The organism is Paenibacillus sp. FSL R5-0486, assembly GCF_037975155.1.
Classification (GTDB): Bacteria; Bacillota; Bacilli; order Paenibacillales; family Paenibacillaceae; genus Paenibacillus; species Paenibacillus amylolyticus.
Genome location: NZ_CP150237.1, coordinates 2724287 through 2751104 on the forward strand (window position 1 = coordinate 2724287; position 26818 = coordinate 2751104).

Sequence of the window (26818 nt, forward strand, 5' to 3'; positions counted from 1 at the left end):
AAAATGAAAGGCAGACCACAGATCGTTTTAGATATCGCAGGGGTTTTGTTAAGTAATATGTCGTTGACGTGCTGGAAAGATATGAGTGAGGAAACCAACCTATCGGCAGAATCTTTGAAAGTACATTTTGCAGGAATCAAACGAAAGCTCTGGACAGGAATGATGAGGGAAGAAGAGTTCTGGCAATCGTTGAAGGAGATGTATCCTGAATTATCAATAAGCCGAGCGAAGGACATCTTATACAATTCGATTGTTCCCTTACCAGCCGCTCAATACCTTGAGCGATGGAGTGAGTTCGCAGATATCCATCTACTCAGCAATCATTGTAAGGAATGGATTGAGCCGAATCTGAGCCGTTTATTCTCATTTACCAAAAGTGTAACCATCTCTAATCAAGTGGGTTTATGCAAACCTGAGATTGAGATATACCAACGGGTCAAAACCCTCCTGGCAGCTGGAGAAGAGGTTCTATTTATAGATGATCAAGAGAAAAATTTACATTCTGCTAAACTACTTGGTTGGAGGACTTTACTGGCTGACGAAGAAGGAGATTGGGTTAATGAAGTTGAGTCATTGCTAATTTAGAATGTAATCCAGAAACCAATAAGTTCCGGATATTACATGCTGAACTCGTCAGTCAATGAAAGGAATAATAGAACAGCATGCATAACTGGCACACCGTGCATAACCGCTAAACTCCAAATTGCTTTAGATGATGATCTAAATGCTTGTATATGCCTTTACCCCATTGCTCGGCTGTTAATTTTCCGAAGAAGGGATGGGGGTGGCGGGAGAATTTATCTGAAGCACCTTGTTGAAAGATATTAATCTGCTGCTCAAGCTTTTCTTTTTCTTCTATAAACTGTCGTTGATCATCAATAATGATTGTCGGGATCGTAGACATATTATGGGGCAAGGGCTTGTCATTATAAAACATTGGTTTTGCGAACCGTCCTATAAGTCTCCCAAGTAATCCTCTAGGTGGAAAAGCATTTCCTAAGGGGATATCATGAAATGCTGAACAGTGAGCCAGCATTTGAGAGACCTGCATCGTGCCCCATTCAGGGATGGATTTTTCACTAAGTTGAGCCATGCGCTCTGTAATTTCAGCAGCATTGATCGTATCAAATATACTTTTCACAAGAACACCTCAGTCCTCTAGGATATAAAATTTGAACTTAAACTATCATCATTCTCTTATTGAAAGGTTTATCCTCTTACTATCAAGAATAATAAGATATGGTAACTTTAGTCAATGTATTATAGGAAAACCACAATTGAAATCGGAGGATGCGAACTTGGAAAATAAGGAAACGTTTAATCTCGTAGCAGATGAATATGAACGATATAGACCCGTCTATCCGAGTGAAATGTTTGATGATATTTTTACATATCTGAATCTTAATAAAGAGGATTCCATTCTTGAGATTGGCTGCGGAACGGGGCAGGCCAAGGAAAGTGATTTCAATTGATTGTGTCTGGAACGGCCTTTCACTTCATTGATCCGAAAGTTGGTTACCACCGGGTTTGGGAATTGCTAGAGAATACAGGCGGCATTGGACTTTTCTGGACGATTCATATACCGGTCTATGACCAGCTACACAATGAAATTCGTTCCCACTACATAGCATTAGCCCCTCATCTGGATGATTCTCAATATCCTTCGCCAGATGAAGTTATCCAGGAGCGTAAAGAAATAACAGAAAAATCTGGCATGTTCACGGATATTGAGGTTAAGGAGTATAACTGGATACAGTCCTGTTCCAGCGAAGAGTATGTCACGCTGTTAAATACCAATTCCAAACATCAGCGGCTTTCTATTGATGTTCGGCGTTCACTTCTAGAGCGAATCAAACATTCCATTGATGCTACAGGTGGAACGATAGAGAAACAACATAAGGTTGCCCTTTTTCTAGGGAAGAAAAAGGTCTAAGGATATATGTTTTTATTTTTCCACAGAAGAACAGGAGGGAATATATGAGTGATCCGCGTTCAACATACATTATCCAAACGGCAGTGTTAAGTTTACAAGAGGAATTAGAGAGGTTAAAGATGCAGGCGTTAATGGGGTGGTCCAAAGAATTTCGAAATCTAGAGTGGTATGGTTTGAAAAATGGAATGCGTGTATTGGAGGTCGGAAGCGGACCGGGTTACATCACAGAGCAATTATTGAACAGTCTGCCGGAGAGCGAGTTTACCTCGCTTGAGATTGATCGTTCACTGCAAGCACAAGCCAAAGAACGGCTGAAAGATATTCCTTCCACGCGATTACAATTTGTAGAGTCTTCCATCTACCAGATGGATCTGCCTGATGATTCTTTTGATTTTGTCGTGGCAAGACTGATCTTTCTTCACTTGAACAATCCAAACGAAGCTGCACAAGAGATATATCGTGTACTGAAGCCTGGCGGCCGTCTTGCCATTATTGATGTGGATGACGGCGTTTTTGGAGCAGTGAATCCTGATGTACCTGCTTTGCATACGGTATTAATGAAAATTTCGGACTATGTAGCACAACACGGTGGTAATCGCTTAATTGGCAGAAGTCTGCCGCGTCTCCTTTCTGAGAGCGGATACATCGATGTTGACATTGATTCTGTCCTTCAACATAGTGATCTGTTAGGCATCGAAGGCTTTAAGCACCAGTTTAATCTTAATCGTTTTGTACATTTTGCTGAAAAAGGTGTGATCAGTTCGGAGGAATTTGCTCAGCTGCAACAAGCTTCTGAAGCGATAAATCATTCGCCGGAAGCCTATGCCATGATGAATTTCATTACAGCTTGCGGTACGAAGCCATTGACATAGCTGGGTTGAAACTAATTAGGGACGGAGGGTGGGGATGAATATCGTTCATTCTTTTCAGGAATTAGTAGTTCGAGGGGATCATCAGGGTATGATTGAGTTACTGAAAAACTATGAACAATCCAGACCATTATCTGTTAATGAACAGGGCTGGGTCTACTGGAACGTTTCAGATGGTTATGCCTTGTTAAGGGAGCCGGAACCGCTTTATGCCAATCACCGGGAATTCTTCAAATGGGGAAAAGAAAATCTCACCCCGGAGCAGTTACACTGGATCGTTTCGGATTCGACACAAGCGTTGTCGTTATCTCTAGGGAACTACTTTGATCATTGGATGGATTGGTACCAATATGCTTGCGATTATGCCCCGAAGTTGGATACCAACCGAGGTGTTCGATTCGAGAGCCATCGGGCTTTGGGTGGTTCGCTTTGGGTTTTGGAGAGATACAGTGAAATGGACAGTGTGCTTGAAAATATGAACCAGCTTATACAAGAAGATGAGACATGGTCCAATATTCTTTTTGCCCGAATTACATACAACAAACAGCGTCTGGCCTATCTGCATCATGTTGGGGAGGTTAGAGAAGTAAATCTGCTTCTGGATGAAACGCTGAATTTGATAAACAAGATCGACTGGTCAGCATTAGATCAAATAAAAAATCAGGAAGTTGTAGGTAGCTGGAGACAATTGAATTCATCCAGTAACTCACAGAGAGATGTTCACATCGCGATGAACAATCTGGCATGTATTTTGACAGATATTGAAAAGGTAGAGGAAAGTGTGGGGTTATTCAGACGGCTACAGGATAATGGATATGCTTTGAATGGGTATGCTTTTTCTAAATATGTCTGTTCGGTCTGGAAGTCAGAGGGGGTTGAAGCTGTTAGGGAAGTGTTAGGTGCCAATAAATCTTTTGAAATCGCTGAACTGATTAAACATAGCCCTATGCTTTCAGAGATCGAAGATTAGGTTTGAGGTTGTCTAAAAGAGGACTGAACTTCAAGGACTAAGAAAGAAGGAATGCATGAAGTGAACCATGACATCTTGTTAAACAGATTTCCGAATGTGAACATTGTTAAACTAACAGGTGGTTATACCAATACGACCCTTTTACTTGAGGGAACTGATCCGCAGATGATTGCTAAAATCTATCATGTAGAAAATACAGATGCAAGGACAGAAATAAGCGCGCTAAGGTTGTTAAATCATTCTGGCGTGACTCCGCGAGTGCATGATTGCTTTGAAAAAGAAAACTGGCTGTTTGTTATGATGGATTATGTTCCAGGAATAAACGCACAGAGGCTGCTGGATCAAGATGGACGTGACCAAGGCAGGAAAATTTATGAGCAACTTGGTATATATCTCGCCAGAGACGTGCACACAATCAAACGAGGTGACTGCGAAGCAGAGCTGCCAGTCATAACGAAGTCCGCTAATGATGTGGAGGAACTTGAGTTTGTACCCTCCGGAATCAAAAGCATGGTAAAAGAAGTGTTGGACATTTCCGATCATGGGGAGCAAACTCTGATTCACGGAGATTACGGACCACATAATGTCATGTTATCCAACGATTCAATGTTCATTTTGGACTGGGAGTGGGCAGGATGGGGCAATCCGTTGTTTGATATCGCATGGGTGGTCTGGTTTGTGCATCTTCATTACCCTCACATGGCAAAGGATCTGTCAGAAGTCTTCTTAAATGCATATACAGAACGTACAAATATTGATGTAACAAATGATCTAATTCGGGCATATTCCACATCCAAAGTAATACAGATCATGAACCGAATCAAGAATGCTCATCCAGATGTACATAGGGAATGGCTCCGCAGATTAGAATGGACACTGCAAGCGAGCTTTAACAAGGCTTAATCGTGAAATTTCGTTGAAACGCTGAAATATACGTGAGAGGAGTGATGTGATATGAGAAACAATACAAATCTGAGTAGAAGAAATGAAGTTGCCAGAGGTGTTTTTGTCTAGCGCAGAGGACCCAAGGAAGTCTTCAGTGGGATTCCTCTGTGTAATTTTCACTAGGAGGAGTTTCAATTTATGATTCAATTAAAAAGTGTGTCGGTGGATAATTGGTATGCATGTACTCAACTTAATGTAACGGAAGAACAGAAAAAAAGTTTTCCCGCGCCAGTTGTATATTGGATTGCTGAATCCAAAGTAGTGGAAGACTTTCAACCCATGGCCATCTATTTTGATTCGGATCTGGTTGGTTTTGCTGTGTACTCAGATAAGCCCGATCATGAGGATAACTACTGGCTTCTTGCTCTAATGATAGATACAAAATATCAGGGCAGAGGTTATGGAAGAGAAGCGCTTAGGAAGTTGATTGATCTAATGAAAGAATCGCTGAATTGCAAACGCATCATGATTGGACACAGGCCGGAAAATGGTATCGCCGGAAATCTGTATGAATCATTTGGTTTTCACAGCGTAAGTGAAGGGCTGATTGATGGCGAAGTCGTTCGGCTTCTAAGATGCAAGTAGTGCCAAAACACACGCGATTTGGATTGTAAAGGAGGTAGCTTGTCTTTGAAGCATATACACATTATTTTCTCATTACTCTTTATCATGCTGGGAATTGTGATTATTACAATCTCGAAAATGATTGAAGAGGTGATTCCTAAGCTAGGGTATGCAGCATTCCAGTCAGCAGCAGCTGGCAGCTATACTCCGAGTGATTATCAAGTGAATTTTGTACTGAATTATTGGATAGGCGCGATATGCATTTTGGGTGGAGTTATCTGTTTAATTAGTACAATGAATGTTGTCAGAAACTACATTCATGAAATGAATATAAGAAACAGAGCGTTTGATGAAACTCATAATTATGACGACACAAGAGAACTGAAATAGGTTATGATATGACATAAAAAAGAAAGGGCGGATATACATGATTACATTCCAATACTTTGAACCGGAAGATTTTGATAAACTGATCGAATGGAGTGGGGATGAAGCATTTTTGCTCCAGTGGGCCGGCCCTCAGTTCCAATATCCACTTTCCAGAGAGCAACTATCGGATTATTTGCAGGGTGCCAATGATAAGAACACTTCAAATAAGTTCATTTATAAAGTGATGGATGAATCAACTCAGGAGATTGTGGGTCATATTGCTCTTGGCGGTATCGATCGATATAATCGTTCAGGGCGTATCGGTAAGGTGCTACTTGGCGAGCCGTATCAGGGTAAAGGTTATGGGAAGCAAATGATCGATGAGGCACTTCGAATTGGATTTGAAGAGGAGAAGTTGCACCGGATCAGTCTGGGCGTATTTGATTTTAATGTCTCAGCCATCCGATGTTATGAAAAAGCGGGCTTTGTACAAGAGGGACTTATTCGTGATGCGAGAAGATATGAAGATACATTCTGGAATCTAATCGAAATGAGCATATTAGAAAATGAATGGAAAAAATAGCTTATCAAAAGCGATCATCATACTTGAGAGGAGGTTCTCCCACTCGTCATGCTGAGCATACTGAAAAAGCTGACTTTTTGGTTTGTTATTTTCTCGCTAACCGTATGTTTCATTAATCTATCAGGAAATGATGATAAGAATATTCTGATTTACCTAACGAATCCTATAAATCCGTTGCTGAATGACTGGTTGACCAAGATAAATACAAATCCAGAGACGAACTCATTGTTCAGGCCGTTAATATACTTGTTCCATTTGATGTTTTGGGGCGGAGTGGGGTTCATCCTGGATCGGATCATTATGAAGCTAAACCGTAAAGGGTAGAAATAACTACGTGTACGAAAATTAAAAGGGGATGTCCGCCTGTCATCAGAATGACAGGCGGACATCCCCTTAATTGCTTTCTTTCTGATTTATTTCAATGATCCCCGTATCAATAAATTCCTTCACAGGCACACTGTCGCTAGCGAGTAACAGGGTCTCCATCATTTTGGCACCCCAGACTCCTTCATTCTGCGAAATAACGGCAGACAATTGACCGTTGAGCAACCCGTTTTCACTAGTCGGGCTATCACCGAACGCGATTAAATGCCGGTTAAGGCCTTTTGCTTTCCAGATCAGGGTAGAGGCAGAGACAGAAACAAAATCGAGCCCGATAATGGCATTGAAGTGAGGGTGAGCCTGAATCATGTTCTCCATATCGGACATGGCTTGATCTTCATTCCCTTGATGATAACGAACTTCCAAGATCTCGATGTCTGTTTCACTGCGGATGTAATCAATGAATCCATTAAGCCGCTGCTGCAAACCTTGCATCTCCTCCAAACCATTCTCGACAAGAATCATGCCTTGATTATGCAGAAGTCTTGTAGTCGTCATCGCGAACTGCTGGCCAGTGCGATAGTTATCGGCGCCCACATAAGCGATTCGATGACTGGATGGGACATCTGACTCAAATGTAATGACAGGAATACCTGCAGCTTGGGCTGCATCAATAACGGGTGTAAGTGCAGCAGCATCCACAGGAGATATAGCTATCCCGTCCACATGCTGTTTGATCATATTCTCCATGATACGTATCTGTTGTTCGGTATTGGCTTCATCAGGTGCGTTTACAATTAATGTAATATCGTGTTTCTCTGCATACTCCGTTGCATCCTTCGTGATCATCTCATAGGTTGGATACGTCATTGGATAAATAATACCGAAAGTTTTGCTCGCTGCAAATTTCTCTACAGGTGAAGTCGCAGGAAGTGTTGCAGCCATCTGCTGTGGGCGAATGTGTGCCGAACCGGATGAAATGATCATCGGGAGCAGAAGGATTAGTGTAAGTAAAAGTGCAAATCTGGCTTTATTCATACATTGGCTCTTTTCTCGTATCTGATGATCTGGCCTGCGATTCCTCGGTTCCTTGAGTGCGGTATTCTCTTGGCGTAAAACCTGTTGTTTTCTTGAATATATTAGAAAAATAGTGAGAGTCATTGTAACCAACTTTGTAAGCAATCTCAAAGGTTTTGCTGTTGGTTGTTTTCAGCAGCTCCTTGGCTTTGCCGATTCGAATCTGGGTTAGATACTCTGTTATCGTTTGACCAGTTTCCTGACTGAAAATCTTGCTTAGATGACTTGGACTGATTCTGACGTGTGCAGAAATCATCTTCAACGAGACTTGTTCGTTATTGTATTCACGGGATACATAGGCTTTCACCTGATCAATGACATCACTGTATTTTCCAGAGCACGCTGCTCTTCTCTGCCATAACAGGTTAAGCAGGGAACACAGATATTGGGTACAATCCTCCCAGCACGTAATCTTCCGAATCGTCTGTTGTAGGGAAGTAATGTTCTCATCCGAATGGTCACTCATGCGGAACAACTGATTCGCGAGCCGAAACGACTCCAGCGTAAGATCATTCAACAGATAGAAGCCATACGAGGAGGACTTCCAGTCGAAGGACTGTAATGGAGCGGCAAACTCTTGCAAAAAATGGTCACGCAGATTGGGGCTGCCGATTTTGAGAAATTCAAGAAACGAATTCCTGTCGAGAAAAAGAGTCGTTTGCTCATCCAGGTTAATGTCATGTAGAGAAGCTCTGTTCTGAAGGGTGAGTCGATTAATATATTTATCCTCCTCCGCTTCCAGATACGAGACATGAATTCCTTGCAGCCGCTCCTGTTGACTGCCAATGCCCAGAATAATATTACATTTGAACGTATGCTCAAGTTCCATACGAACCCGCCCGCGAAGCTGCTCCAGATATACGGATATGCTGTCATCGGAGTGATACTTGAGCAGAAGCACCAACTCGGTCCGGCTTCGAATATAAGGAAGAAGTTCGACGTGGGGATCACGAGTTTCCTCCAGTATGGGAAGCAGCTTCTTCATCAGGGATTCCGGGTCCCGGGAGTCATCTGTTAATCGAACGTCGATAATGACAATTGTATAATACCGGGCCGAGAGTGGAAGTGAGAGTTGTTTGGCTGATTCAATCGCATCGGTTGTACCGATGAGTCCTCCGCACAGATCGGCCAGCAGTTTTTCTTTGGTGATCGTTCGGTTTGTCATGCGTTGATGTTCTTCATCCATTTGTTTGCTGACCTTATGAAGCATTTGGATTAGCTCTGCTGCACTAATGGGCTTTAGACAGTACTCGGTCACACCAAGTCGGATAGCCTCCTGGGCATAACTGAATTCATCATGACCGCTCATGATAATGATTTTGATATCAGGTTGTTGAGTGCGAACGATGGAGGTCAGTTCCAATCCGTTCATAAATGGCATTTTGATATCCGTAATCAGAATATCCGGAGCCCATTCATGAATTAAAGGTAACGCAAGCTCGCCGTCGGGTGCATCCCCGCAATAGTGAAAACCTTCCTTTTCCCAATCGATGCAGCTCCGTATATTCTCCCGAATTCCAATTTCGTCATCCACAATCATCACCTTTTTCAACGGTTAACCTCCTTGCTTTTGGGGATACGAATCATAAATGTGCTGCCTTCCATATAGGTACTTTCCATTTCAACGCCATAAGCTGGTCCAAAATAGAGTCGAATCCGGTGATGTACATTGAGCAGACCAAATCCGCCTTCCTGCTCGTCATCTTGGGGTGAACGGGAACCGGCCGGCTTCTCCAGCTCTTCACGTAATTGTGCCAATCGATCCGCAGACATGCCAATTCCGTTGTCCTGTACGGTGAGAATGATGCTATTGTCCTCTACATATCCGTGTATGGATATCAGCCCTTGACCGCGTTTGTTCTTGATCCCATGGTAGAGCGCGTTTTCAATCAGGGGCTGCAGCGTCATCTTCAAAATGGGATAATCCTGAAGCTCACGATCAACGCTGATCTCGTAGGTGAGAATATCGTGGTACCTCATCTGTTGAATAACCAAGTAACTCCGCGCATGTTCAAGCTCGGTTTGAATGGATACCCAGTCGAATCCTTTGTTCAGACTCAAACGAAAGAACTTCGAGAGGGCCTGCACAAGTTTGATTACATTTTCTTTTTTCTCTGCTTCAGCCATCCATAGGATGGATTCCAACGTGTTATACAGGAAATGAGGGTTGATTTGAGCTTGCAACGTACGTAGTTCAGCTATTTTCACCTGTTCATTCTCTCGAATGCTCTTTTCGATTAGCATTTTGAGCTTATCCAGCATCACATTGAAACTTTTGCCCAGATCAGCAATTTCGTCTGAGCCATGTGGTGTGACTTTGGCTTCCAAGTAACCGTTTGCAGCTTTACGCATCTTGTTCATCAGAATTCGGATGGGAAGAATCAGTCGGTTATTCAGGAAAAAATATAACGATATCGCAAAGAAAGCACTTAACAAAACCGTAATGATGATCAATTGGCGAATGCTATTGGCCTCTGCAATGATTTCCTGATAAGGAGCTACCCCGATCATTTTCCATCCGGTCTGTTTTGAGGTGCTGTATACAACAAACTGGGGTTTGGATCCTGCAGACAGGATAAAGCTGTCGTGCTGTAGATGTAAAGGGACCGATCGGATCTGATCCATCATGGTTATGGATGCCGGGGTGACATCCGGCCTGAAGAGTGTATTTCCGTATTGATCACTAATATAGAAAAAACCGGAATCCTTAATGGGGGTATTCGTCAAAAAATCATCAATGAATGAATCATTCAAATCAATCACTATGAACCCGATGACCTCATGCGTAATTCGCTCTTTGACCGTGGTTATAATTGAAAGCGCATTCTGTTTAGGGTAAGCAAACCCATCCAGCCTGTTATATTCGGCATAGGCTGCAGAATGAGGGATGCGCAGAATGGCATCCGGATACTGTATCAGATACTTGAAGTACGGGTTACGCAGCGGATTTCGTTCCAGCTTGAACACGCCTTTTCGTTCACTTATGCCTTTTCCATAGAAATTCACGAATGAGATATTAAGTACCTTGTCATACTTGTAGGTTTCCCGATAAAGATTGTATGTCTGAAGGATGGCTTTGGCTTCCGGGTAGGACTCCGATTGAGAATACAAGTATTGAAGCACTTGCGGGTTCTTGCCCAGTTCGAGTAGCCGTTCCGTATCCTCAAACAAGATGTCAATGTTCCTAGCAAGCTGGTCGGCAACCAGCTGTGTCGAGGCCTTGTTATGATTGGATACGACCGTATAGGATTTGTGGTAAGAAATCAATCCAACCACGATCAGTGGTACTGAACTGAGGATGATAAACATGCTGAGTAATTTAAGCCTGAGGCTTGAAGCAATCCATTGAATGAGTTTCAACGTTTTCCACTCCATCTGAAGGGATCAAAAATGTATCATTAGTATAACATGATTTTCTAATATGTAAGAGAATCGCTAAATACTACACAATTAAACAAAGAAATTACACTTTTTAAACTTCATTCTTTGAAATTACTAAATTATTACATAAATAAAGTATGAGACTCCATATAAGCTTGGAATGAAAGCGTTCTATAATGTGGTCACACCACAAGGTGAAACGAAAAAAGGGAGGATCACAACATGCGAACCAAAAAAAAGTGGGGACTTGCCATAACATTGGCTATGGTGATGCTGGTCAGCACGGCATGTAGCAGTACCAATGGAGGAGCAGGCTCCGATAATGAAACTTCAACGAGTGGGAATGGCAGTACACCTGCCAGCGCCAAAACAATTACGCTTGGTTTTTCGCAGGTTGGTGCGGAGAGTGGCTGGCGTTCGGCGAATACCAAGTCGATTCAGGATTCAGCCAAAGAAGCGGGTTATGATTTGAAATTCTCCGATGCGCAGCAGAAGCAGGAAAATCAAATTAAAGCTTTGCGATCCTTCATACAACAGAAGGTGACGGTGATTGCTTTTTCCCCTGTTGTAGAATCCGGTTGGGATACCGTATTGAAGGAAGCGAAGGATGCAGGAATTCCCGTGATTTTGACGGACCGTGCTGTGGATTCGCCGGATAAAACCCTCTACAAAACCTTTATTGGTTCCGACTTTGTAGAAGAAGGACGCAAAGCAGGTCAGTGGCTTAGTGACCAATACAAGGACACACAAGACGAAATCAACATTGTTGAGCTGCAGGGTACAACAGGCTCCGCACCAGCGAATGACCGTCAAGAGGGCTTTATGGAATTGATTGCTTCCAATTCGAAGCTTAAAGTGATTGCTTCACAATCGGGTGACTTTACACGTGCCAAAGGCAAAGAAGTCATGCAAGCTTTCCTCAAAGCACATAAAAAAATAGATGTTCTCTATGCACATAATGACGATATGGCACTTGGGGCAATCCAGGCCATTGAAGCGGCAGGATTGAAACCAGGCGTAGATATTACCATTATCTCTGTGGATGCCGTGAAGGATGGTATGCAGGCTGCTGCTGATGGCAAAATCAACTTTATCGTTGAATGTAATCCGTTGTTAGGACCTCAATTAATGGAAGCGGTTCAATCGGTAGTGGACGGGAAAGACATCGAACCCCGAATCGTTACGGATGAGACGACCTTCACATCGGAGCAAGCCAAAGAAGCATTGCCAACACGTGAATATTAAAGCAGATTCGTATAACACCGAAAAGTCATTTTTCGACCAGGCTGTCGCTAAATGACTTTTTTCCATAACAAAGGAGAGGGTTATATGGCCGAGCAAGCACCCATTTTGCAAATGACAGGCATCACCAAACAATTTCCCGGGGTTAAAGCGCTATCCAGCGTCAGCTTTCGCTTGTTTCCGGGCGAGATTCATGCCTTGATGGGTGAGAATGGAGCGGGGAAGTCGACGCTTATTAAAGTTCTGACTGGCGTTTATTCCATTGATGAAGGAACGGTAACCATGGATAACCGGCATCTTTCGATCTCCGGTCCGCTTGAAGCGCAAAAGGCGGGAATCAGTACCGTTTATCAAGAGGTCAATCTTTGTCCGAACTTAACGGTCGCTGAGAATATTTTCATCGGGCGGGAGCCGATGCGATTTGGCAAAATCAATTGGAAGCAAATGAACAAAGATGCGGAGAACATTCTGCGAGACAGATTACATCTGTCCATAGACGTTAAGGCTCCTTTACAGACTTACTCGGTCGCGATGCAACAACTGATTGCAATTGCAAGAGCACTCAGCATCTCGGCAAAAGTGCTCATATTGGATGAACCCACATCCAGTCTGGACAAAAACGAGGTTCAGCAACTGTTTCGTATTATGCACAAATTAAAGAGTGAAGGTCTCGCAATTCTTTTTGTTACTCATTTTCTTGATCAGGTATACGAAATGTCGGATCGTCTAACGGTGCTCCGTAACGGGGAATTGGAAGGAGAGTACATAGCCGCAGAACTTCCACGCATGGAACTGGTTCTCAAGATGATCGGCAAGGAACTCGAGGTGCTTGAGGAGCTTCCGAAGGAAGCGGATGCTGCCCAGGCGGAGTCGGGAGAACTGTTAATTACCGCTAAGGCACTTGGACGCAAAGGAGCAATTGAGCCATTTGATCTGGACATTCGCAAAGGAGAAGTCGTGGGCTTGGCTGGGTTATTGGGGTCTGGTCGTACCGAGATCGCTCGCCTTTTCTTTGGTGCAGATCGTTCAGATGTAGGCAAGCTGCTCGTTGTAGATACAGGAAGTACGGTCAAGTCGCCGCGTCATGCAATTGATCAGAATATTGCTTTTTGCTCCGAGAACCGTAAAACCGAAGGCATAATCGATGATTTGACCATTCGGGAGAACATTATTCTGGCTTTACAAGCGACACGAGGCTGGTCCAAACCCATCTCACGCAAGAAACAGGATGAGATCGCCGAAAAGTACATCAACCTGTTAAATATCCATCCGAAAAACCCGGAGCATTTAATTAAAAATCTGAGCGGCGGTAATCAGCAAAAGGTGTTGCTTGCACGGTGGTTGCTGATGAACCCCGATCTGTTGATTCTCGATGAACCTACGCGTGGAATTGATATCGGTGCCAAGACTGAAATACAGAAGCTGGTGCTCTCTCTGTCGAAGCAGGGCATGGCCGTGCTGTTCATTTCGTCCGAGCTGGAAGAAGTGATTCGTGTCAGCCACCGGATTGCCGTAATCCGGGACCGCAAAAAAGTGCAAGAACTTAGCGGGGATCAGATCCATCAACAGCAAATCATGAAAGCAATGGCAGGAGGTTAAAGAGATGGCGGGCAAGATGCGTAAACATCATTTGTTTTGGCCGTTATGTATGCTTGGTTTACTTTTAATCTTTAATTTGCTGTACTCTCCGGATTTCTTCTCCCTCGTCATGCGTGAAGGGAATCTGTATGGCAGCTTGATTGATATTCTCAATTTTGGAGCGCCCTTAATTCTGGTATCGATCGGTATGACACTTGTGATTGCGACCGGAGGTATCGATTTGTCCGTGGGCTCCATTGTAGCGATCTCCGGTGCCGTGGCTTGTATGAGCATCAGCAGAGGAGTGGATCAGAATTCGCTCGGGCTTATGTTGGGCGCACTTGGATTATCTATAGGTCTCTCACTGATCTTGGGCATATGGAATGGGGCGCTGGTTTCGGTTGCCCGAATCCAACCCATTATTGCAACGCTTATTCTGATGGTAGCTGGACGTGGGATTGCGCAATTGATTACGAGTGGACAGATTATTACTGTATCCAACGCAAACTATGCCTATATCGGGGCAGGTTCGCTTGCAGCATTGCCTTTTTCCATCTTCATCGTATTAACTGTACTGCTTGTTGCCTCACTGTTGACGAGAAAAACGGCACTGGGACTGTTTATTGAATCGGTTGGAAGTAACGCAAACGCGAGCCAACTGGCAGGTATTCGTTCAAAAACGGTTATTCTCACGGTATATGTCTTCTGTGGTCTGTGTGCCGGCATTGCCGGGCTTATTCTCAGCTCGAATGTATCCAGTGCGGATGGCAATAACGCAGGTCTGTGGTATGAACTTGATGCCATTCTTGCTGTAGTCATCGGGGGTACTTCGCTCAATGGTGGTCGTTTCTATCTAATGGGTACCGTCGTTGGAGCACTCATTATCCAAACCTTAACAACGACGATCTATATGATTGGAGTCCCGCCAGAAGTTACGTTGGTTGTCAAAGCCTTTGTAGTACTGGCCGTATGTTTGATTCAATCCGATTCATTCCGCAATTCCATGGTGATCCGTTGGAAAAAACGGAAGTTTCCAGCCGAACAGGGGGTTAACCGCCATGTTTCTTAATCGTAAGTATCTCCCGGTCTTTGTCACCTTCGGTTTGCTGGCCGTGATGTTTGCCATAGGCTCTTTCCGGTATACGGGGTTCTTTTCCACACAGGTACTGCTTAATCTTCTCATTGATAACGCATTTCTGATTATCACGGCAATTGGCATGACTTTTGTGATTGTATCGGGAGGAATCGACCTGTCGGTAGGATCTGTCATTGCGCTGACGACCATCATTAGCGCAAGTCTGGTCGAGAAGCAAGGATGGTCGCCTGCGATCGTTATACCTATGGTGCTTGTCATGGGTGCGTTGTTTGGCACAGTCATGGGGGCGATCATCCACTATTTTAAAATTCAGCCTTTCATCGTGACACTGGCAGGCATGTTTTTGGCGCGGGGGCTGTGTTATGTCATCAGTCTCGACACCATTACCATTACGAATCCATTTTACACACAGGTTGCGCAGGCGAAGATTTCCCTGCCAGGGGGCAGCTTTGTCTCCATTAATGTGATTATTGCTCTGGTCATTGTACTACTCGCGATCTACCTGGCACATTACACCCGGTTTGGGCGCAACGTTTACGCCATCGGCGGAAGCGAGCAATCCGCGTTGCTCATGGGACTGCCGGTTGCACGTACCAAAATCCTGGTGTACACGTTCAGCGGTTTGTGTTCCGCGCTTGCCGGTGTTGTCTTTACCTTCTATATGTTATCCGGTTATGGATTACACGCCATGGGTCTTGAACTCGATACCATTGCCGCTGTTGTAATAGGAGGCACCTTGTTAACAGGTGGTGTAGGATATGTGGCGGGAACCTTTATTGGTGTATTGATCCAGGGGGCTATCCAAACTATAATTAGCTTCGAAGGTACGCTCAGCTCATGGTGGACCAAGATTGTGATTGGCCTGATGCTGTTTGTTTTTATTTTGTTCCAACGACTTCTTAGCGGGCGGCGAGTATCCTCGAAATCACTGCATTAAGTTGATCGAATTAAATGATATTGAACACGGATACCGAAACAATGATATAACAATATGCGCTCTGCATTGGTGAATGTTGAGCGTAACATGGAGATGGGGGATATGTGAGTGAGAAGACATGTGAACTGGTTGTGTTTGTTCATTCTACTGCTGCTTGTCGGCTGCACAACCCCTGAGTCTGAATCTGTTCCTCCTCCCATCTCGTCTAACAACTTAGAAACTCTTCCCTCCGTTGAGGAATGGATGGAATCAGCGGTAGCAAGGGATACCTCAACGAAACCGATTGTCTTGGGTTTTTCACAACTGGGCAGAGAGAGTGCCTGGCGTCTGGCAAACTCCACGTCTATTCGCAATGCTGCGGCTGAATCGGGAATCTCCCTTGTCATAAAAAATGCAGAACAGTCTCAGACGAAACAGTTCGAGGCTGTTCGGTCGTTCATCAGGCAAAAGGTGGATGTCATTGCCATTGCACCGGTCGTGGAATCGGGCTGGGATGGTATCCTACAGGAGGCCAGGGATGCAGGTATACCCGTGATTATCGTAGACCGGTCAGTTGATGTCAAAGACACTTCACTTTTTGTGACAACGATTGGATCGGACTTTTATGAGGAAGGTGTGAAGGCCGGAAAGTACATTCAGGATCGGATGCGAAATCATCCGGGTTTGATACGGATTGCCGAACTGCAAGGCACGAGTGGTTCTACACCCTCTATCCAGCGTGGCGAGGGCTTTAGAAGCATTTTCGAAACCAGAGCAGATATCATCTTCTCACAAAGTGCTCCTGCCGATTTTACGGAGGACAATGGGAAACAAGTGATGAAAGAATTCCTTCAGGTCCCGGAAGACGAACGGCCGCAGGTTCTTTTTGCCCATAATGATGAAATGGCTTTTGGCGCCATACAAGCGATAGAAGAAGTTGGGCTGAAGCCGGGAGAGGACATTATCATTGTCTCGGTGGACGGCTCCCGCAAAGCACTTGAAATTTTGGCGAGTGGGAAAATCAACGCTGTGGTGGAATGTAACCCGCTGCTTGGTCCTCAGCTTATGCAGGCTACAAAAGAAATTATTGCAGGGCGTACACTCCCGAAGCGCATGGTGCCCCCGGAGGATATTTTTACAAAGGAGAGTGCTGGACGGGAGATGTACAACAGGCGATTCTAGAATTCGTGAAAAATTAGAACATTTTGGATAAAATTCAATTTACTTTAAATAGAGGTATCGTTTATACTGAACTCACCTTGAACTAAAAGCTCTTCTCTATGAGAAAGGACGTAGCGGATTACATACTTTTGAAAGCGCTTTTTTTCGAGGGGTGAGAGTTCGATAAAGAGAGGGAGTGTAGAAGGTAGTATGCTGTGAATATATTATGAGGAGGTAATTTTATGTTCAAAGTTAAGCTGGCAAAGGCGGTAATATCTCTCGCACTTTTCGGTACCTTGTTTTCTATTCCGGGGGTGCCTGATGCTCGTGCTGCAGATGCAAGTTGCCCGAATGGTTATGTAGGTCTGACGTTTGATGATGGCCCATCTGGAAATACAACAAACATGCTTAACGCGTTGAAGCAGGCTGGCTTACGGGCAACGATGTTCAATGTTGGACAAAATGCACAAAATAATAAATCTCTGGTTTCTGCACAAGTAGCAGCTGGTATGTGGATTGGCAATCATTCCTATACACATCCAAACATGACTACATTGAACAGTTCTCAGATGTCGTCAGAGATTACTCGGACACAACAGACGATCCAGTCTATTACCGGAAGTTCACCTAAACTGTTCAGACCTCCTTACGGTGCGACAAATGCGACCTTGAAATCCGTTGTGAGCCAAAACGGTCTGAAGGAAGTACTGTGGAACGTAGATTCCCAAGACTGGAATGGTGCCAGCGCAACCCAGATTGTAGCAGCTGTGAATACGATGAAAAGTGGTGACGTCATACTAATGCATGATCAGTACCAGACGACACTTCAGGCCATTCCGCAGATTGCACAAAATCTGAAGAATCGCGGCCTTTGCTCCGGCATGATCTCATCAACTACCGGTCGGGCAGTCGCACCCGATAATAGCACTACTAATCCCCCGAGTAACGGAACAAAAGTGGAAGCTGAGAACATGATCAAAGGTGGACAATACACCGGCAATATCAGTTCTCCTTTCAATGGTGTGGTCCTTTATGCCAACAATGATTTGGTTAAATACACTCAGAATTTTGCAACGAGCACTCATAATTTCTCGCTTCGTGGAGCTTCAAACAATGCCAACATGGCTAGAGTTGATTTGAAGATTGGCGGACAGACGAAGGGAACCTTTTACTTTGGCGGAAGCGCTCCAGCGGTTTATACCCTGAATAATATCAGCCATGGGACGGGAAATCAGGTCATTGAGTTGGTTGTAACAGCCGATGATGGGACATGGGATATATATATCGATTACTTGGAAATACATTAACAAGCTTAGGTTGATTGAAAAATAATGCACTATAATGAAATCCCGTTGGGTTGACCCAATGGGATTTCATTATGTTTTTTTCCATTTTGTAACACAAAAGTGGAAGGAAAACATTTATAATGGATGAAATTGTATGTGAAGAATCTGGTTTCTATTGAAAATTTCATTGAATGGGAGTGAAATCATCAAATGATCATCATGATTAATGGAGCGTTTGGTTCGGGAAAAACTTCTGCAGCAGAAGCACTTCAGCCCTTAATTGCAAACAGCATGATCTACGATCCTGAAGAAATAGGTTATATGCTCAGAAAACTTCTTCCGGAGAATTGTAGAGAGGAAAGGGAACGTACGGATGATTTTCAAGATATCGATTTATGGAAAATTCTAACCGTAAAGACGGCTAAAGAAGTAAAGCAGAAATACAACAGACACTTAATTATCCCCATGACCATCTATAAAATGGAAAACTTTCATTACATCTATAACGGGTTGAAAGAGATCGATCAGGACATTCATCATTTTTGCCTTACGGCTACAGAAGAGACGATTTATCATCGTTTGGCTAAACGTGGAGATGAATATGGAGGCTGGCAGTATCAACAAGCACCAAAGTGTGTTGAAGCTTTCAAAGATGAAAAATTTCAAACTCGCATTATTACCGATCATCTGGAGACTAGTGAAATCATAGAACTCATATTGAGGAAGGTCCTATCCAAATAATTATCATTTTTGATTAAGGAGGATTTTAGGATGATGATTGTATATGTACTCTTAAGAAAAGAGTGGGAAGCCGCGTTGATTAATGGGATTCTAAAATAAAGTCAGAAACTATATGGGAAAATCTGTATAATGAAGGCAGAGAATATCCTCATATTTACGGTGAGTTAAATCTAGACGCGGTATTTCATACATATGATGAAGAAATAACAGAAGAGGATGGAACCTAATTGACGACTGTGACTTTTGAAGAGGTAACCGAACAACACCTCCCTGAAATTAGAGTGATTTATAACTATTATGTAATGAAAACAACGATTTCGTTTCATACGGAGGAATTAGATCTTGATCAGATTAAATCCTCTGTGATGAACAAGGATACACGGTATAAAACTTATGTAATTCTTGAAAACAATCAAATGATGGGCTATGTTCTGATAACCCAGTATAAGAGTAAACAGGCATATGATATTTGTGGTGAAGTCACCATATATCTAAAGCCCGATATTTTGGGAAAAGGCTTGGGGAAACAAGCACTACGTTTTATTGAGAAGATTGCAAAAGAACAAGGATTCCATACCTTAATTGCGACGATTTGCATGGAGAATACAAGAAGTAAATCATTATTTGAGAGAAATGGTTATGAACAATGTGCTCTGTTTAAAGAGATTGGATATAAATTCGATAGAAAACTGGATATAGGAAGTTTCCAAAAGATATTGTAAGGAGAATACGAAATGAGTAGAAACCTGTATATTATATCTGGACCCCCTGGAGTAGGGAAATCTACAACTTCCAAGCTGCTAGTTCAGACTTTAGATAAAAGTGCGTATATTTCTGGAGATGCGGTAAGTCACTTTCCGGTCAAAGGGAGAGGTAAACCCTGGCTTGATAAGGATACAAACGACTTAACTTGGAAAAATATATCTAGCCTAGTGAAAAACTTATTGGATTATAAATACGATGTAGTGCTGGACTATGTGGCCTTTCCGGAAGACATTGATGGGTTAATGACAGAATTGGCAGACTATCATGTTCGCATAATCTATGTTGTACTCATGGTTGATCGTCAAACGATTATTCGTAGAGACCGTCTAAGAGCGGAAGAATATCAAATGAAAGAAAGAAGTATAATTCTGCTGGATGAGTTTGAAAATCATCCCGATCTGAGAGTAGATAACAAGCTGTATACTAATCATTTTACAGAAGCACAATTACCTGAAATAGTAAGTGGAATTATAAATAATGAGAAGTATCGATTGAAATAACTGTACTGTTATTATGCTTCGAATTGAAAATGATAAGAGGGTGAACAGATGAACAGAGGAATACGTTTTGAAATACCAAATGCCTATGGTCGCTTTCTTGGGGAGATTTTAAAACCAATGGAAGTATCTAATTTCGATTGGTTTATTGGTGAGGAGGAGTCCTATTTCGTTGTTGATGATACGTTAGGGGATGATCTTTTTCCGGATGTGATTATGGGTATGAATGGAGAAGAATTACAGAAGATTATTGATGACAACGAGTATTATTTAATATTTGCGAATTTAAAAGCATTTCCAAAAGGCTCACAAATAACAGATGTAATCACCTATGAAGATTATGTGGAGAGTGAGTGTCAGATGGTTCTTCTTGTGATCGATAGTATCTACGTCACGGTTTATTGTAAAGATCTAGAGAAAGTCGAGGAATTATATAATCATATAAATAGACAGGGATTTGAATCTCTCGCATATTTAACAGATGAGAATGATGCTAGGACAAAACTATCGGTCTGGTGATAAAGGAGCATGGGATTAACTGCTAAGGTTTGATAGAACTTCCCATGCTTTCGTTGTTATGCATTAGCATAGCGTTGAGTTTAGTGTTAGGGGTTAAATGCTAACGAACCTGACACGTCTTATTCGGGAATTTGAAACGCCCTCCGAAATCTAAGACACGCTATACCAGAAAAAATAGCCTTTTGTAGCGTTTTTGTAAGATGATTTTGAGAAATAAGATGTCCTGTGTTCCTTAGAAAATCGCCTGGCGATTCGCCAGCATCAGCCACCCTGAATTTTAGGGATTTTCGGACGGTAAGCTGGCACCCATCATCGTTTAACTTGCCTGAGTATGAAAACAGACTCTAGTCCGTTTCCCCATGATATTTGAATGTTTATGAATACGATTACATCTTATGAATGAAAAAGGAGTTGAGAGAAAGATGGAGACAGAACGACTTATATTTCGGAAATACACCAAATATGATTTCGATTTACTTTTTGAGATGACACGTGAGCCAAATATGATGAAATTTATAAGACATGGAGGACCCTGGACGAAGGAAGAAACCATGCAAAGCCTGGAAAAGTTCATCAACTGGAATAAAGACGATAAAGGGCTGTTCCTCGCATTTAATAAAGAGGATAACAAGTTAATTGGAACCTCTGGACTGATTCCTCAAATCATTGAAGGCAATGATGAGCTTGAAGTTGGTTACTGGGTTGTAGAGCAATACTGGGGAATGGGTTATGGTTATGAACAAGCAAAAGCGTGGAAAGAATATGGCATGGATCACTTGAAGCAGAAAAGATTAATATCGTTAATTCAACATGGCAATGTGGGTTCTATGAAAGTCGCGCAAAAGAATGGTATGAAACACGAGAAGGACGTAGATATAATTGGGAAAAATGTAGCAGTATACTCGATTGAGGTGAAGTGAATATGACTCCATTTCCTGAACTAGAAACCAAAAGATTGCTGTTAAGAGAGATTAAACAGAGTGATTCCCAAGACATATTTCATATTTTTTCTTCAGATGAAGTTACAAGATTCTACGATGTAGAAAGTTTCACAACTATAAAACAAGCAGAAGTACTTATACAAAGGTGGAAAGAACGATTCGAAAATGGTCAGGTGATCCGCTGGGGAATTGCTTTGAAATCGGACAACAGAATTATTGGAACATGCGGATTTCATGGTTGGATGAAACAACATCATAAAGCTGTGTTGGGATATGAGTTAGCACCAGAGTTCTGGCGGCAGGGTTACATGACCGAGGTAACTCAGAAAATCGTTGAATATGGATTCAAGAATCTTGAATTAAACAGAATTGAAGCATTTGTCGAGCCAGAGAACGCGGGATCAAGGAAGTTACTTGAGAAAATTGGGTTCAGTGAAGAAGGCATATTGAAAGAACATTATTATTGGAAAAATCGATTTGTTGATAATGTCATCTATGCATTTTTGAAGAAAGAATATGTATGAGAATACGAATTATTGGATCTTGCGGTAGTGGGAAATCAACATTAGCCAAAGAATTGTCGGATAAATACGGTATTCCTTGCTATGAATTAGACAATCTCATCTGGGACAGAAGTGCCGAAAATCTGAGATATCCTGAACATGTTAGGGATGAATCAGTCCAGTCTATTGTCAGTTCAGAAGCTTGGATCATAGAAGGAGTACATTGCAAAGATTGGACAATAGCGTCCATCCAGGAAGCGGATTTGATTTTTGTATTAGCTCCAAATGTTCTCATTAGAGATTATCGAATTATAAAGAGGTTTGTATTGTCCAGAATGGGCTTGCAACCGTGGAATTACAAGCAGTCATTTAAGAACTTATGCAAGATGATTGTGAAATGGAACCATCAATATAATATAGAAGAAGTTATATGTACAATTAACAAAAACCATAAGACTGCAACAATCACGAAGAATAAAAAACAAGTGATACAGTTGATTGAACATCATTTGGAAGTGGTTGTAAGTGAGAGTAAAAGACCCTTAGAGGTAATCAAAGATTATCGAAAGAGGAGATACAGTGGTGAATATAAAGATACAACCAGTCACACGGGAGAATTGGGAAGAGGCGCTGAAGATCTCTTTGTATGAACACCAAGTCTCATTAGTTCCATCTGTTATTGAGGGGATCGCTTACGCCTATATAAAACCGTGGGATGAAGCATTTGATCCTTACGTACTTGAGATTGATGGGAAGGTATTTGGTTTCTTTTATCTAAGTTATACGCCAGATAGTACAGATAATTACTGGATTGGTGGTTTTCAAATCGATCAATCCTATCAAGGCAAAGGAATGGGAAAGCGCGCTATAAGAGCCATTCTAGATTACATTACAAAACAGCATCCGGAATGCAAGGTTATTTCATTAACGGTTGAACGGGATAACGAAATAGCACAGAATTTGTATAAGAGCATGTCCTTCATTAGTGAGAACAGAACCAATTCAGATGATGAAGTGATCTACAGGTTGGAAATAAAATAAGAAATTTGAATAGTGTAAAGATTACATGTGATGACTTTCTAAATGAGGGGACTTAAACAATGAATCGTATGAATCATGAAGAAGAATTACAAATCGCATTTGATGATCATGAAGAAGACTACAAAAACGTTTGTAATAACTTATATAACTATAACGTCTCTGAAACAAATGGGTTATTAAAGAAGCCTGGAAAGACAATAAATCTTTTTTTACGGGACAAGACAGGTAAGGCAGTTGGTGGGATCTTCTGTGCTACATATTGTGAAACATTATATATTGATAATTTTTGGATAGATGAGGAACACAGAAAGAAAGGATATGGGAAGTCTTTAATCATGCAAGCAGAAAGCATGGCTTCTGAATTAGGATGTAAGCTTGCACACACAAGCACATTTTCATATCAATCACCGAAATTCTATCAAAAAATGGGCTATGAAGTGTTTGGATTAATTGATGAGTATCCTAATGGAATCATTCAATATTTTATGAAAAAAAGATTATAAGACGAAAGATGAATTTTAGAGAAACAAAAGGATGGCGGAAAGTATGCGAGCCACAAGGGAGTTTTATATATCACTGAATTTAATGATCTCGAAAGAGAGATAAAACGAAATAAAGAGGAGAGCTACATGATATGCCGAGAAAACTCAATTCAATATGAATATTATCGGAATCGAAAAACGAAAGAAAAACAACATAAAGTGAATTCAATTACAAAAAGTGTGGTATCCGCATTGGTGGGAATAGCTATAGAACAGGGCTACATTGAGAATGAGGATATTCCAATTGTGAATTATTTTAACGATCTGGATGATATGCAAAAAGGGGATTACGATTAAGCATCTGTTAACGATGTCCTCGGGCCTACACTATCCGGGGAATGAAGCGATGATTCCATCTAGGAATTGGACGGAATTTGTTGTTGAGCAGCCTGTTGAATTCGAACCTGGAGTTCAAATGAAATATAGTTGCGGGAGTTCGCATATACTTAGCGCCATATTGCAGAAGGCGACTGGTATGAACACTTTGGAATTTGCAAAAAAGTACTTGTTTGCACCTCAAGGCATTAGCGATTTCCATTGGTATCAGGATACACAAGGGATTGCCATAGGTGGTTTTGGTTTGCGAATGAAGATTGAAGATATGTTGAATTTTGGGGTGATACGCTCAGAATGGAGCGTGGAATTCGAAACAACTCATCTCTGCTGACTGGATTGCTAGAAGTGTAAGTCTTTCTCTTACTTCCGAAACCTTATATAGCTACCACTGGCGCATAATGAAAAGTAACAAGGAAGAATGCGCTGAAAATAAAACGTTTTATGCTATGGGTATGGGCGGAGGAAGAGGGCAATATATCTTTGTTAACCAAAAGCGAGGATTGATTGCGGTATTCACAACGATTATATCCGATGATAGCTTGTTACCACTTCAATGGTTTAACAATTATATATTGAAAGAATAGTTGTTTATGGGAGAGATAACATGAGCCACTGGTTTGATCTAGATGAACTTGATCCAGAGTTAATCAAATTTGCAGTTATGATCGCTAAATACAATAATAAATTCATCATTATAAAAAATAGGAAAAGAGGAGGTTGGGAGATCCCAGGAGGCAACAAAGAAATAGGGGAAACCATTTTACACACGGCAAGTCGAGAACTCTACGAAGAGACAGGGGCAGTACACTTCGAATTAATACCTTATGGTGTATATGAATGGAATGGGAGCTTTGGTATGGTTTCTTATGCTGAGGTTAAATTGCTGGAGAGCTTACCGGAGTCTGAAATCGATGAAATAAAGCTTGTGGATGTATTACCTGAAGGCATGAACTTCGGAGATATGTTTTATCGTTTCTCAGACAGATGGGATGGACTTGAGAACCATAAGCTTAAGAAATACACTATCGAAATAAATCATTTGAATGAGTTACCTGAAATTAAAATAAGCTAGTTTTAGTTGGAGGAACTCTGTTTTGAAACTAAAGGAGATGAAAAGAACTAGTGAATAAGAATAAGGGACTCATCATGTCACTATTACTTTTATTGCTTTTAATTTTGTTATGGAATTCCTTTCGAACTTCAATTTTTGAAGCAGTTACTGTTCAAAAGATTAATGAAAATGAAATGACTGTAATTAATTTTAATAATCTTGAAAGAACAATAGCCGTTCCAATGGATATGTCAAAACTAATTGAAGAGAACAAGGAATACACTATTTTGTACGATAAAAGGGTCTTTGATAAATACAGACTTCGATCAATAAAGCCATAGGATCTTAGAAATAACATGGGGAAGGAGAGATGCAACAATCATGATAACGTATAGAACGTTGACCCTTGATGATGTGAATCAGCTGCAGGAAATAGATCGCTCGGAACATATTGATCTCATTTATGAAATGAGAGAGAACCGATTGGTTGAACTTGAACAAAATCATGAATGCTCAAACTGGGATGAGATGCTTTTGAAAGAGATTCAAAATCGATATGTGTACGAATTAGAACAAGGTGGCATGGCATATGGCGCGTTTGCTGGCGATCAATTAATCGGATTTGGAGTACTGGCACATCAATATAGAGGAAAAGAACGAAATCAATTACAAGTTGACTTGATGTATGTCTCACGCGGGTACAGAAGACAAGGCGTTGGAAAACGTATTCTAAACGAGTTAGGTGAAGAGGCTAAGAAACGTGGTGCACAGTATCTGTATATCTCCTCCACAGAGACGAAATCAGCGGTATCCTTTTATAGAAGTCAGGGCAGTCAGATTGCAAGTGAGATTGATCAAGAACTCTATGACAAAGAGCCGAAAGATATACACATGATAAAGGAGCTGGGCACATGACAACGGTTGGGATACTCGGAACCATTCATAATCCAGAACTCAGAGAGCGATATCATTGTTCTCTTTCCCTTTACAAGAATGTGATTACTGAGTTTAAACCAGATCTCATTTGTGGTGAAGTTCATCCGCAGAGTTGGTTGAGGTATCTAAAGGGCAAACATGATAGAGGATACTGGGGAGAACCAGCCAGTGAGTATTGGGAATTGGTCTTCCCTTTATGCGAGGAGCATAACATCCCATTTGTCCCTATTGACTGGTTTGAATTGGATGTGTGGAATGCTTTTGATCCATTCAACGGTTATTCGGACGTGGAACGCAAAGAACTTGAACAACGGGATGATCATTGGTTTGCAGAGCAAATGGAGACGTATCAGTTTGGCGAGATTCCTTTTAATTCAAAGGAGTTCGATCGTGTAACCAGACAAAAATATGAATGGTTGCATCAGGTAAACGCGAAGGCACAGAACTTTCGCTGGGTGGTCCGTAATCAGATTATGATTCAAAGAGTCAAAAATACAATTGAAGCTCATCCAGGAAAACGAATCCTCTGTATCGTTGGAGCCGATCACAATTACATCTTCCAAGAAGAGCTGATGATAGAACCCGTTGAATTGTTGTATCCGTTACGATAAAGGAACCGTTGGTAGAATTACAAATGAAACTTATTATTTAAGGA

At 41.9% G+C, this 26818-nt stretch carries 34 protein-coding genes; 30 read left to right on the forward strand and 4 right to left on the reverse strand.

The window, feature by feature from the left end; translation table 11 throughout:
• The first annotated feature begins 3 nt into the window (after nt 1–3).
• Entirely contained in the window at nt 4–585 is a 582-nt protein-coding gene (locus MKY01_RS12405) for an HAD-IA family hydrolase (RefSeq protein ID WP_315371408.1), read from the forward strand.
• A 106-nt stretch (nt 586–691) separates the two neighbouring features.
• Here MKY01_RS12405 and MKY01_RS12410 read toward each other — a convergent pair whose 3' ends face one another.
• Nucleotides 692–1141, reverse strand: coding sequence for a DUF1569 domain-containing protein (locus MKY01_RS12410; protein WP_127546060.1), 450 nt, complete (start codon nt 1139–1141; stop codon nt 692–694).
• Between the two features lie 157 nt (nt 1142–1298).
• Between MKY01_RS12410 and MKY01_RS12415 the strand changes: the two genes are divergently transcribed.
• The 8 genes from MKY01_RS12415 (at nt 1299) to MKY01_RS12450 (ending at nt 6233) form a co-directional block, all read left to right on the forward strand.
• Complete coding sequence (locus MKY01_RS12415; RefSeq protein ID WP_315371407.1) at nt 1299–1472, forward strand: hypothetical protein; 174 nt, start codon at nt 1299–1301, stop codon at nt 1470–1472.
• Entirely contained in the window at nt 1469–1933 is a 465-nt protein-coding gene (locus MKY01_RS12420; protein ID WP_339286494.1) for a hypothetical protein, read from the forward strand. The genes MKY01_RS12415 and MKY01_RS12420 overlap by 4 nt, the downstream gene beginning before the upstream one ends.
• Before the next feature lie 44 nt (nt 1934–1977).
• The gene (locus MKY01_RS12425; protein ID WP_339286495.1) at nt 1978–2805 is read left to right on the forward strand and encodes a methyltransferase domain-containing protein; all 828 of its coding nucleotides are present in this window, start codon (nt 1978–1980) and stop codon (nt 2803–2805) included.
• Between the two features lie 34 nt (nt 2806–2839).
• Nucleotides 2840–3772, forward strand: coding sequence for a hypothetical protein (locus MKY01_RS12430; RefSeq protein WP_339286496.1), 933 nt, complete (start codon nt 2840–2842; stop codon nt 3770–3772).
• A 60-nt stretch (nt 3773–3832) separates the two neighbouring features.
• Entirely contained in the window at nt 3833–4675 is an 843-nt protein-coding gene (locus tag MKY01_RS12435) for a phosphotransferase (RefSeq protein ID WP_339286497.1), read from the forward strand.
• Between the two features lie 180 nt (nt 4676–4855).
• Nucleotides 4856–5302 (forward strand): GNAT family N-acetyltransferase, encoded by a 447-nt coding sequence (locus MKY01_RS12440; RefSeq protein WP_339286498.1) that lies wholly within the window; start codon nt 4856–4858, stop codon nt 5300–5302.
• A 45-nt stretch (nt 5303–5347) separates the two neighbouring features.
• Complete coding sequence (locus tag MKY01_RS12445; protein ID WP_100528755.1) at nt 5348–5671, forward strand: hypothetical protein; 324 nt, start codon at nt 5348–5350, stop codon at nt 5669–5671.
• A gap of 37 nt (nt 5672–5708) precedes the next feature.
• The gene (locus MKY01_RS12450) at nt 5709–6233 is read left to right on the forward strand and encodes a GNAT family protein (RefSeq protein ID WP_127546075.1); all 525 of its coding nucleotides are present in this window, start codon (nt 5709–5711) and stop codon (nt 6231–6233) included.
• 393 nt (nt 6234–6626) lie between these two features.
• On the opposite strand, the gene MKY01_RS12455 is transcribed toward MKY01_RS12450, so the two are convergent.
• From MKY01_RS12455 to MKY01_RS12465, 3 genes are read right to left on the reverse strand one after another with little or no spacing between them, the layout of a single operon-like run.
• Complete coding sequence (locus MKY01_RS12455) at nt 6627–7592, reverse strand: substrate-binding domain-containing protein (RefSeq protein ID WP_339286499.1); 966 nt, start codon at nt 7590–7592, stop codon at nt 6627–6629.
• Nucleotides 7585–9174 (reverse strand): response regulator, encoded by a 1590-nt coding sequence (locus MKY01_RS12460; protein WP_339287149.1) that lies wholly within the window; start codon nt 9172–9174, stop codon nt 7585–7587. Before MKY01_RS12460 ends, MKY01_RS12455 begins: the two co-directional genes overlap by 8 nt.
• A gap of 5 nt (nt 9175–9179) precedes the next feature.
• Complete coding sequence (locus MKY01_RS12465; RefSeq protein ID WP_036609096.1) at nt 9180–10991, reverse strand: sensor histidine kinase; 1812 nt, start codon at nt 10989–10991, stop codon at nt 9180–9182.
• A gap of 243 nt (nt 10992–11234) precedes the next feature.
• Here MKY01_RS12465 and MKY01_RS12470 point away from each other — a divergent pair, with 243 nt between their 5' ends.
• The 21 genes from MKY01_RS12470 (at nt 11235) to MKY01_RS12570 (ending at nt 26774) form a co-directional block, all read left to right on the forward strand.
• Nucleotides 11235–12257, forward strand: coding sequence for an ABC transporter substrate-binding protein (locus MKY01_RS12470; protein WP_017689009.1), 1023 nt, complete (start codon nt 11235–11237; stop codon nt 12255–12257).
• 84 nt (nt 12258–12341) lie between these two features.
• A complete protein-coding gene (locus MKY01_RS12475; RefSeq protein ID WP_036609094.1) occupies nt 12342–13853 on the forward strand; it encodes a sugar ABC transporter ATP-binding protein in 1512 nt (503 codons plus the stop codon).
• Nucleotides 13854–13857: 4 nt separating this feature from the next.
• Nucleotides 13858–14901 carry an ABC transporter permease gene (locus MKY01_RS12480; protein ID WP_081745908.1) on the forward strand — a complete coding sequence of 348 codons (1044 nt, stop codon included), beginning with the start codon at nt 13858–13860 and terminating at the stop codon, nt 14899–14901.
• Nucleotides 14891–15865: a galactofuranose ABC transporter, permease protein YjfF gene (yjfF, locus tag MKY01_RS12485; protein WP_017689006.1), complete on the forward strand. Its 975-nt coding sequence runs from the start codon at nt 14891–14893 to the stop codon at nt 15863–15865. The genes MKY01_RS12480 and yjfF overlap by 11 nt, the downstream gene beginning before the upstream one ends.
• A gap of 108 nt (nt 15866–15973) precedes the next feature.
• Nucleotides 15974–17026: an ABC transporter substrate-binding protein gene (locus MKY01_RS12490; protein WP_211081382.1), complete on the forward strand. Its 1053-nt coding sequence runs from the start codon at nt 15974–15976 to the stop codon at nt 17024–17026.
• A gap of 221 nt (nt 17027–17247) precedes the next feature.
• Nucleotides 17248–18312, forward strand: a complete 1065-nt coding sequence (locus tag MKY01_RS12495; protein ID WP_100528763.1) for a polysaccharide deacetylase family protein — start codon at nt 17248–17250, stop codon at nt 18310–18312.
• A gap of 189 nt (nt 18313–18501) precedes the next feature.
• A complete protein-coding gene (locus MKY01_RS12500) occupies nt 18502–19032 on the forward strand; it encodes an AAA family ATPase (RefSeq protein WP_339286500.1) in 531 nt (176 codons plus the stop codon).
• Between the two features lie 122 nt (nt 19033–19154).
• On the forward strand, nt 19155–19259 hold the full coding sequence (locus MKY01_RS12505) for a hypothetical protein (RefSeq protein WP_339287151.1): 105 nt from the start codon (nt 19155–19157) through the stop codon (nt 19257–19259).
• A gap of 9 nt (nt 19260–19268) precedes the next feature.
• Entirely contained in the window at nt 19269–19754 is a 486-nt protein-coding gene (locus tag MKY01_RS12510) for an N-acetyltransferase family protein (protein WP_339191608.1), read from the forward strand.
• A 12-nt stretch (nt 19755–19766) separates the two neighbouring features.
• Nucleotides 19767–20297: an AAA family ATPase gene (locus tag MKY01_RS12515; RefSeq protein WP_282321751.1), complete on the forward strand. Its 531-nt coding sequence runs from the start codon at nt 19767–19769 to the stop codon at nt 20295–20297.
• 48 nt (nt 20298–20345) lie between these two features.
• Complete coding sequence (locus MKY01_RS12520) at nt 20346–20813, forward strand: DUF2691 family protein (protein WP_339188098.1); 468 nt, start codon at nt 20346–20348, stop codon at nt 20811–20813.
• 395 nt (nt 20814–21208) lie between these two features.
• The gene (locus MKY01_RS12525; protein WP_339286501.1) at nt 21209–21733 is read left to right on the forward strand and encodes a GNAT family N-acetyltransferase; all 525 of its coding nucleotides are present in this window, start codon (nt 21209–21211) and stop codon (nt 21731–21733) included.
• A 2-nt stretch (nt 21734–21735) separates the two neighbouring features.
• A complete protein-coding gene (locus MKY01_RS12530; protein ID WP_339286502.1) occupies nt 21736–22278 on the forward strand; it encodes a GNAT family protein in 543 nt (180 codons plus the stop codon).
• A complete protein-coding gene (locus MKY01_RS12535) occupies nt 22275–22907 on the forward strand; it encodes a hypothetical protein (RefSeq protein ID WP_339286503.1) in 633 nt (210 codons plus the stop codon). Before MKY01_RS12530 ends, MKY01_RS12535 begins: the two co-directional genes overlap by 4 nt.
• Nucleotides 22900–23298 carry a GNAT family N-acetyltransferase gene (locus tag MKY01_RS12540; protein ID WP_244660943.1) on the forward strand — a complete coding sequence of 133 codons (399 nt, stop codon included), beginning with the start codon at nt 22900–22902 and terminating at the stop codon, nt 23296–23298. The genes MKY01_RS12535 and MKY01_RS12540 overlap by 8 nt, the downstream gene beginning before the upstream one ends.
• Before the next feature lie 59 nt (nt 23299–23357).
• Entirely contained in the window at nt 23358–23801 is a 444-nt protein-coding gene (locus MKY01_RS12545; protein ID WP_339286504.1) for a GNAT family N-acetyltransferase, read from the forward strand.
• Nucleotides 23802–23927: 126 nt separating this feature from the next.
• On the forward strand, nt 23928–24137 hold the full coding sequence (locus tag MKY01_RS12550; RefSeq protein ID WP_255319734.1) for a hypothetical protein: 210 nt from the start codon (nt 23928–23930) through the stop codon (nt 24135–24137).
• 13 nt (nt 24138–24150) lie between these two features.
• Complete coding sequence (locus tag MKY01_RS12555) at nt 24151–24507, forward strand: serine hydrolase (RefSeq protein ID WP_339286505.1); 357 nt, start codon at nt 24151–24153, stop codon at nt 24505–24507.
• 273 nt (nt 24508–24780) lie between these two features.
• Nucleotides 24781–25248, forward strand: a complete 468-nt coding sequence (locus tag MKY01_RS12560) for an NUDIX domain-containing protein (protein WP_076249717.1) — start codon at nt 24781–24783, stop codon at nt 25246–25248.
• Between the two features lie 360 nt (nt 25249–25608).
• Nucleotides 25609–26142, forward strand: coding sequence for a GNAT family N-acetyltransferase (locus MKY01_RS12565; protein WP_211081393.1), 534 nt, complete (start codon nt 25609–25611; stop codon nt 26140–26142).
• Nucleotides 26139–26774, forward strand: coding sequence for a hypothetical protein (locus MKY01_RS12570; protein WP_101313466.1), 636 nt, complete (start codon nt 26139–26141; stop codon nt 26772–26774). Before MKY01_RS12565 ends, MKY01_RS12570 begins: the two co-directional genes overlap by 4 nt.
• Nucleotides 26775–26818: the final 44 nt, after the last annotated feature.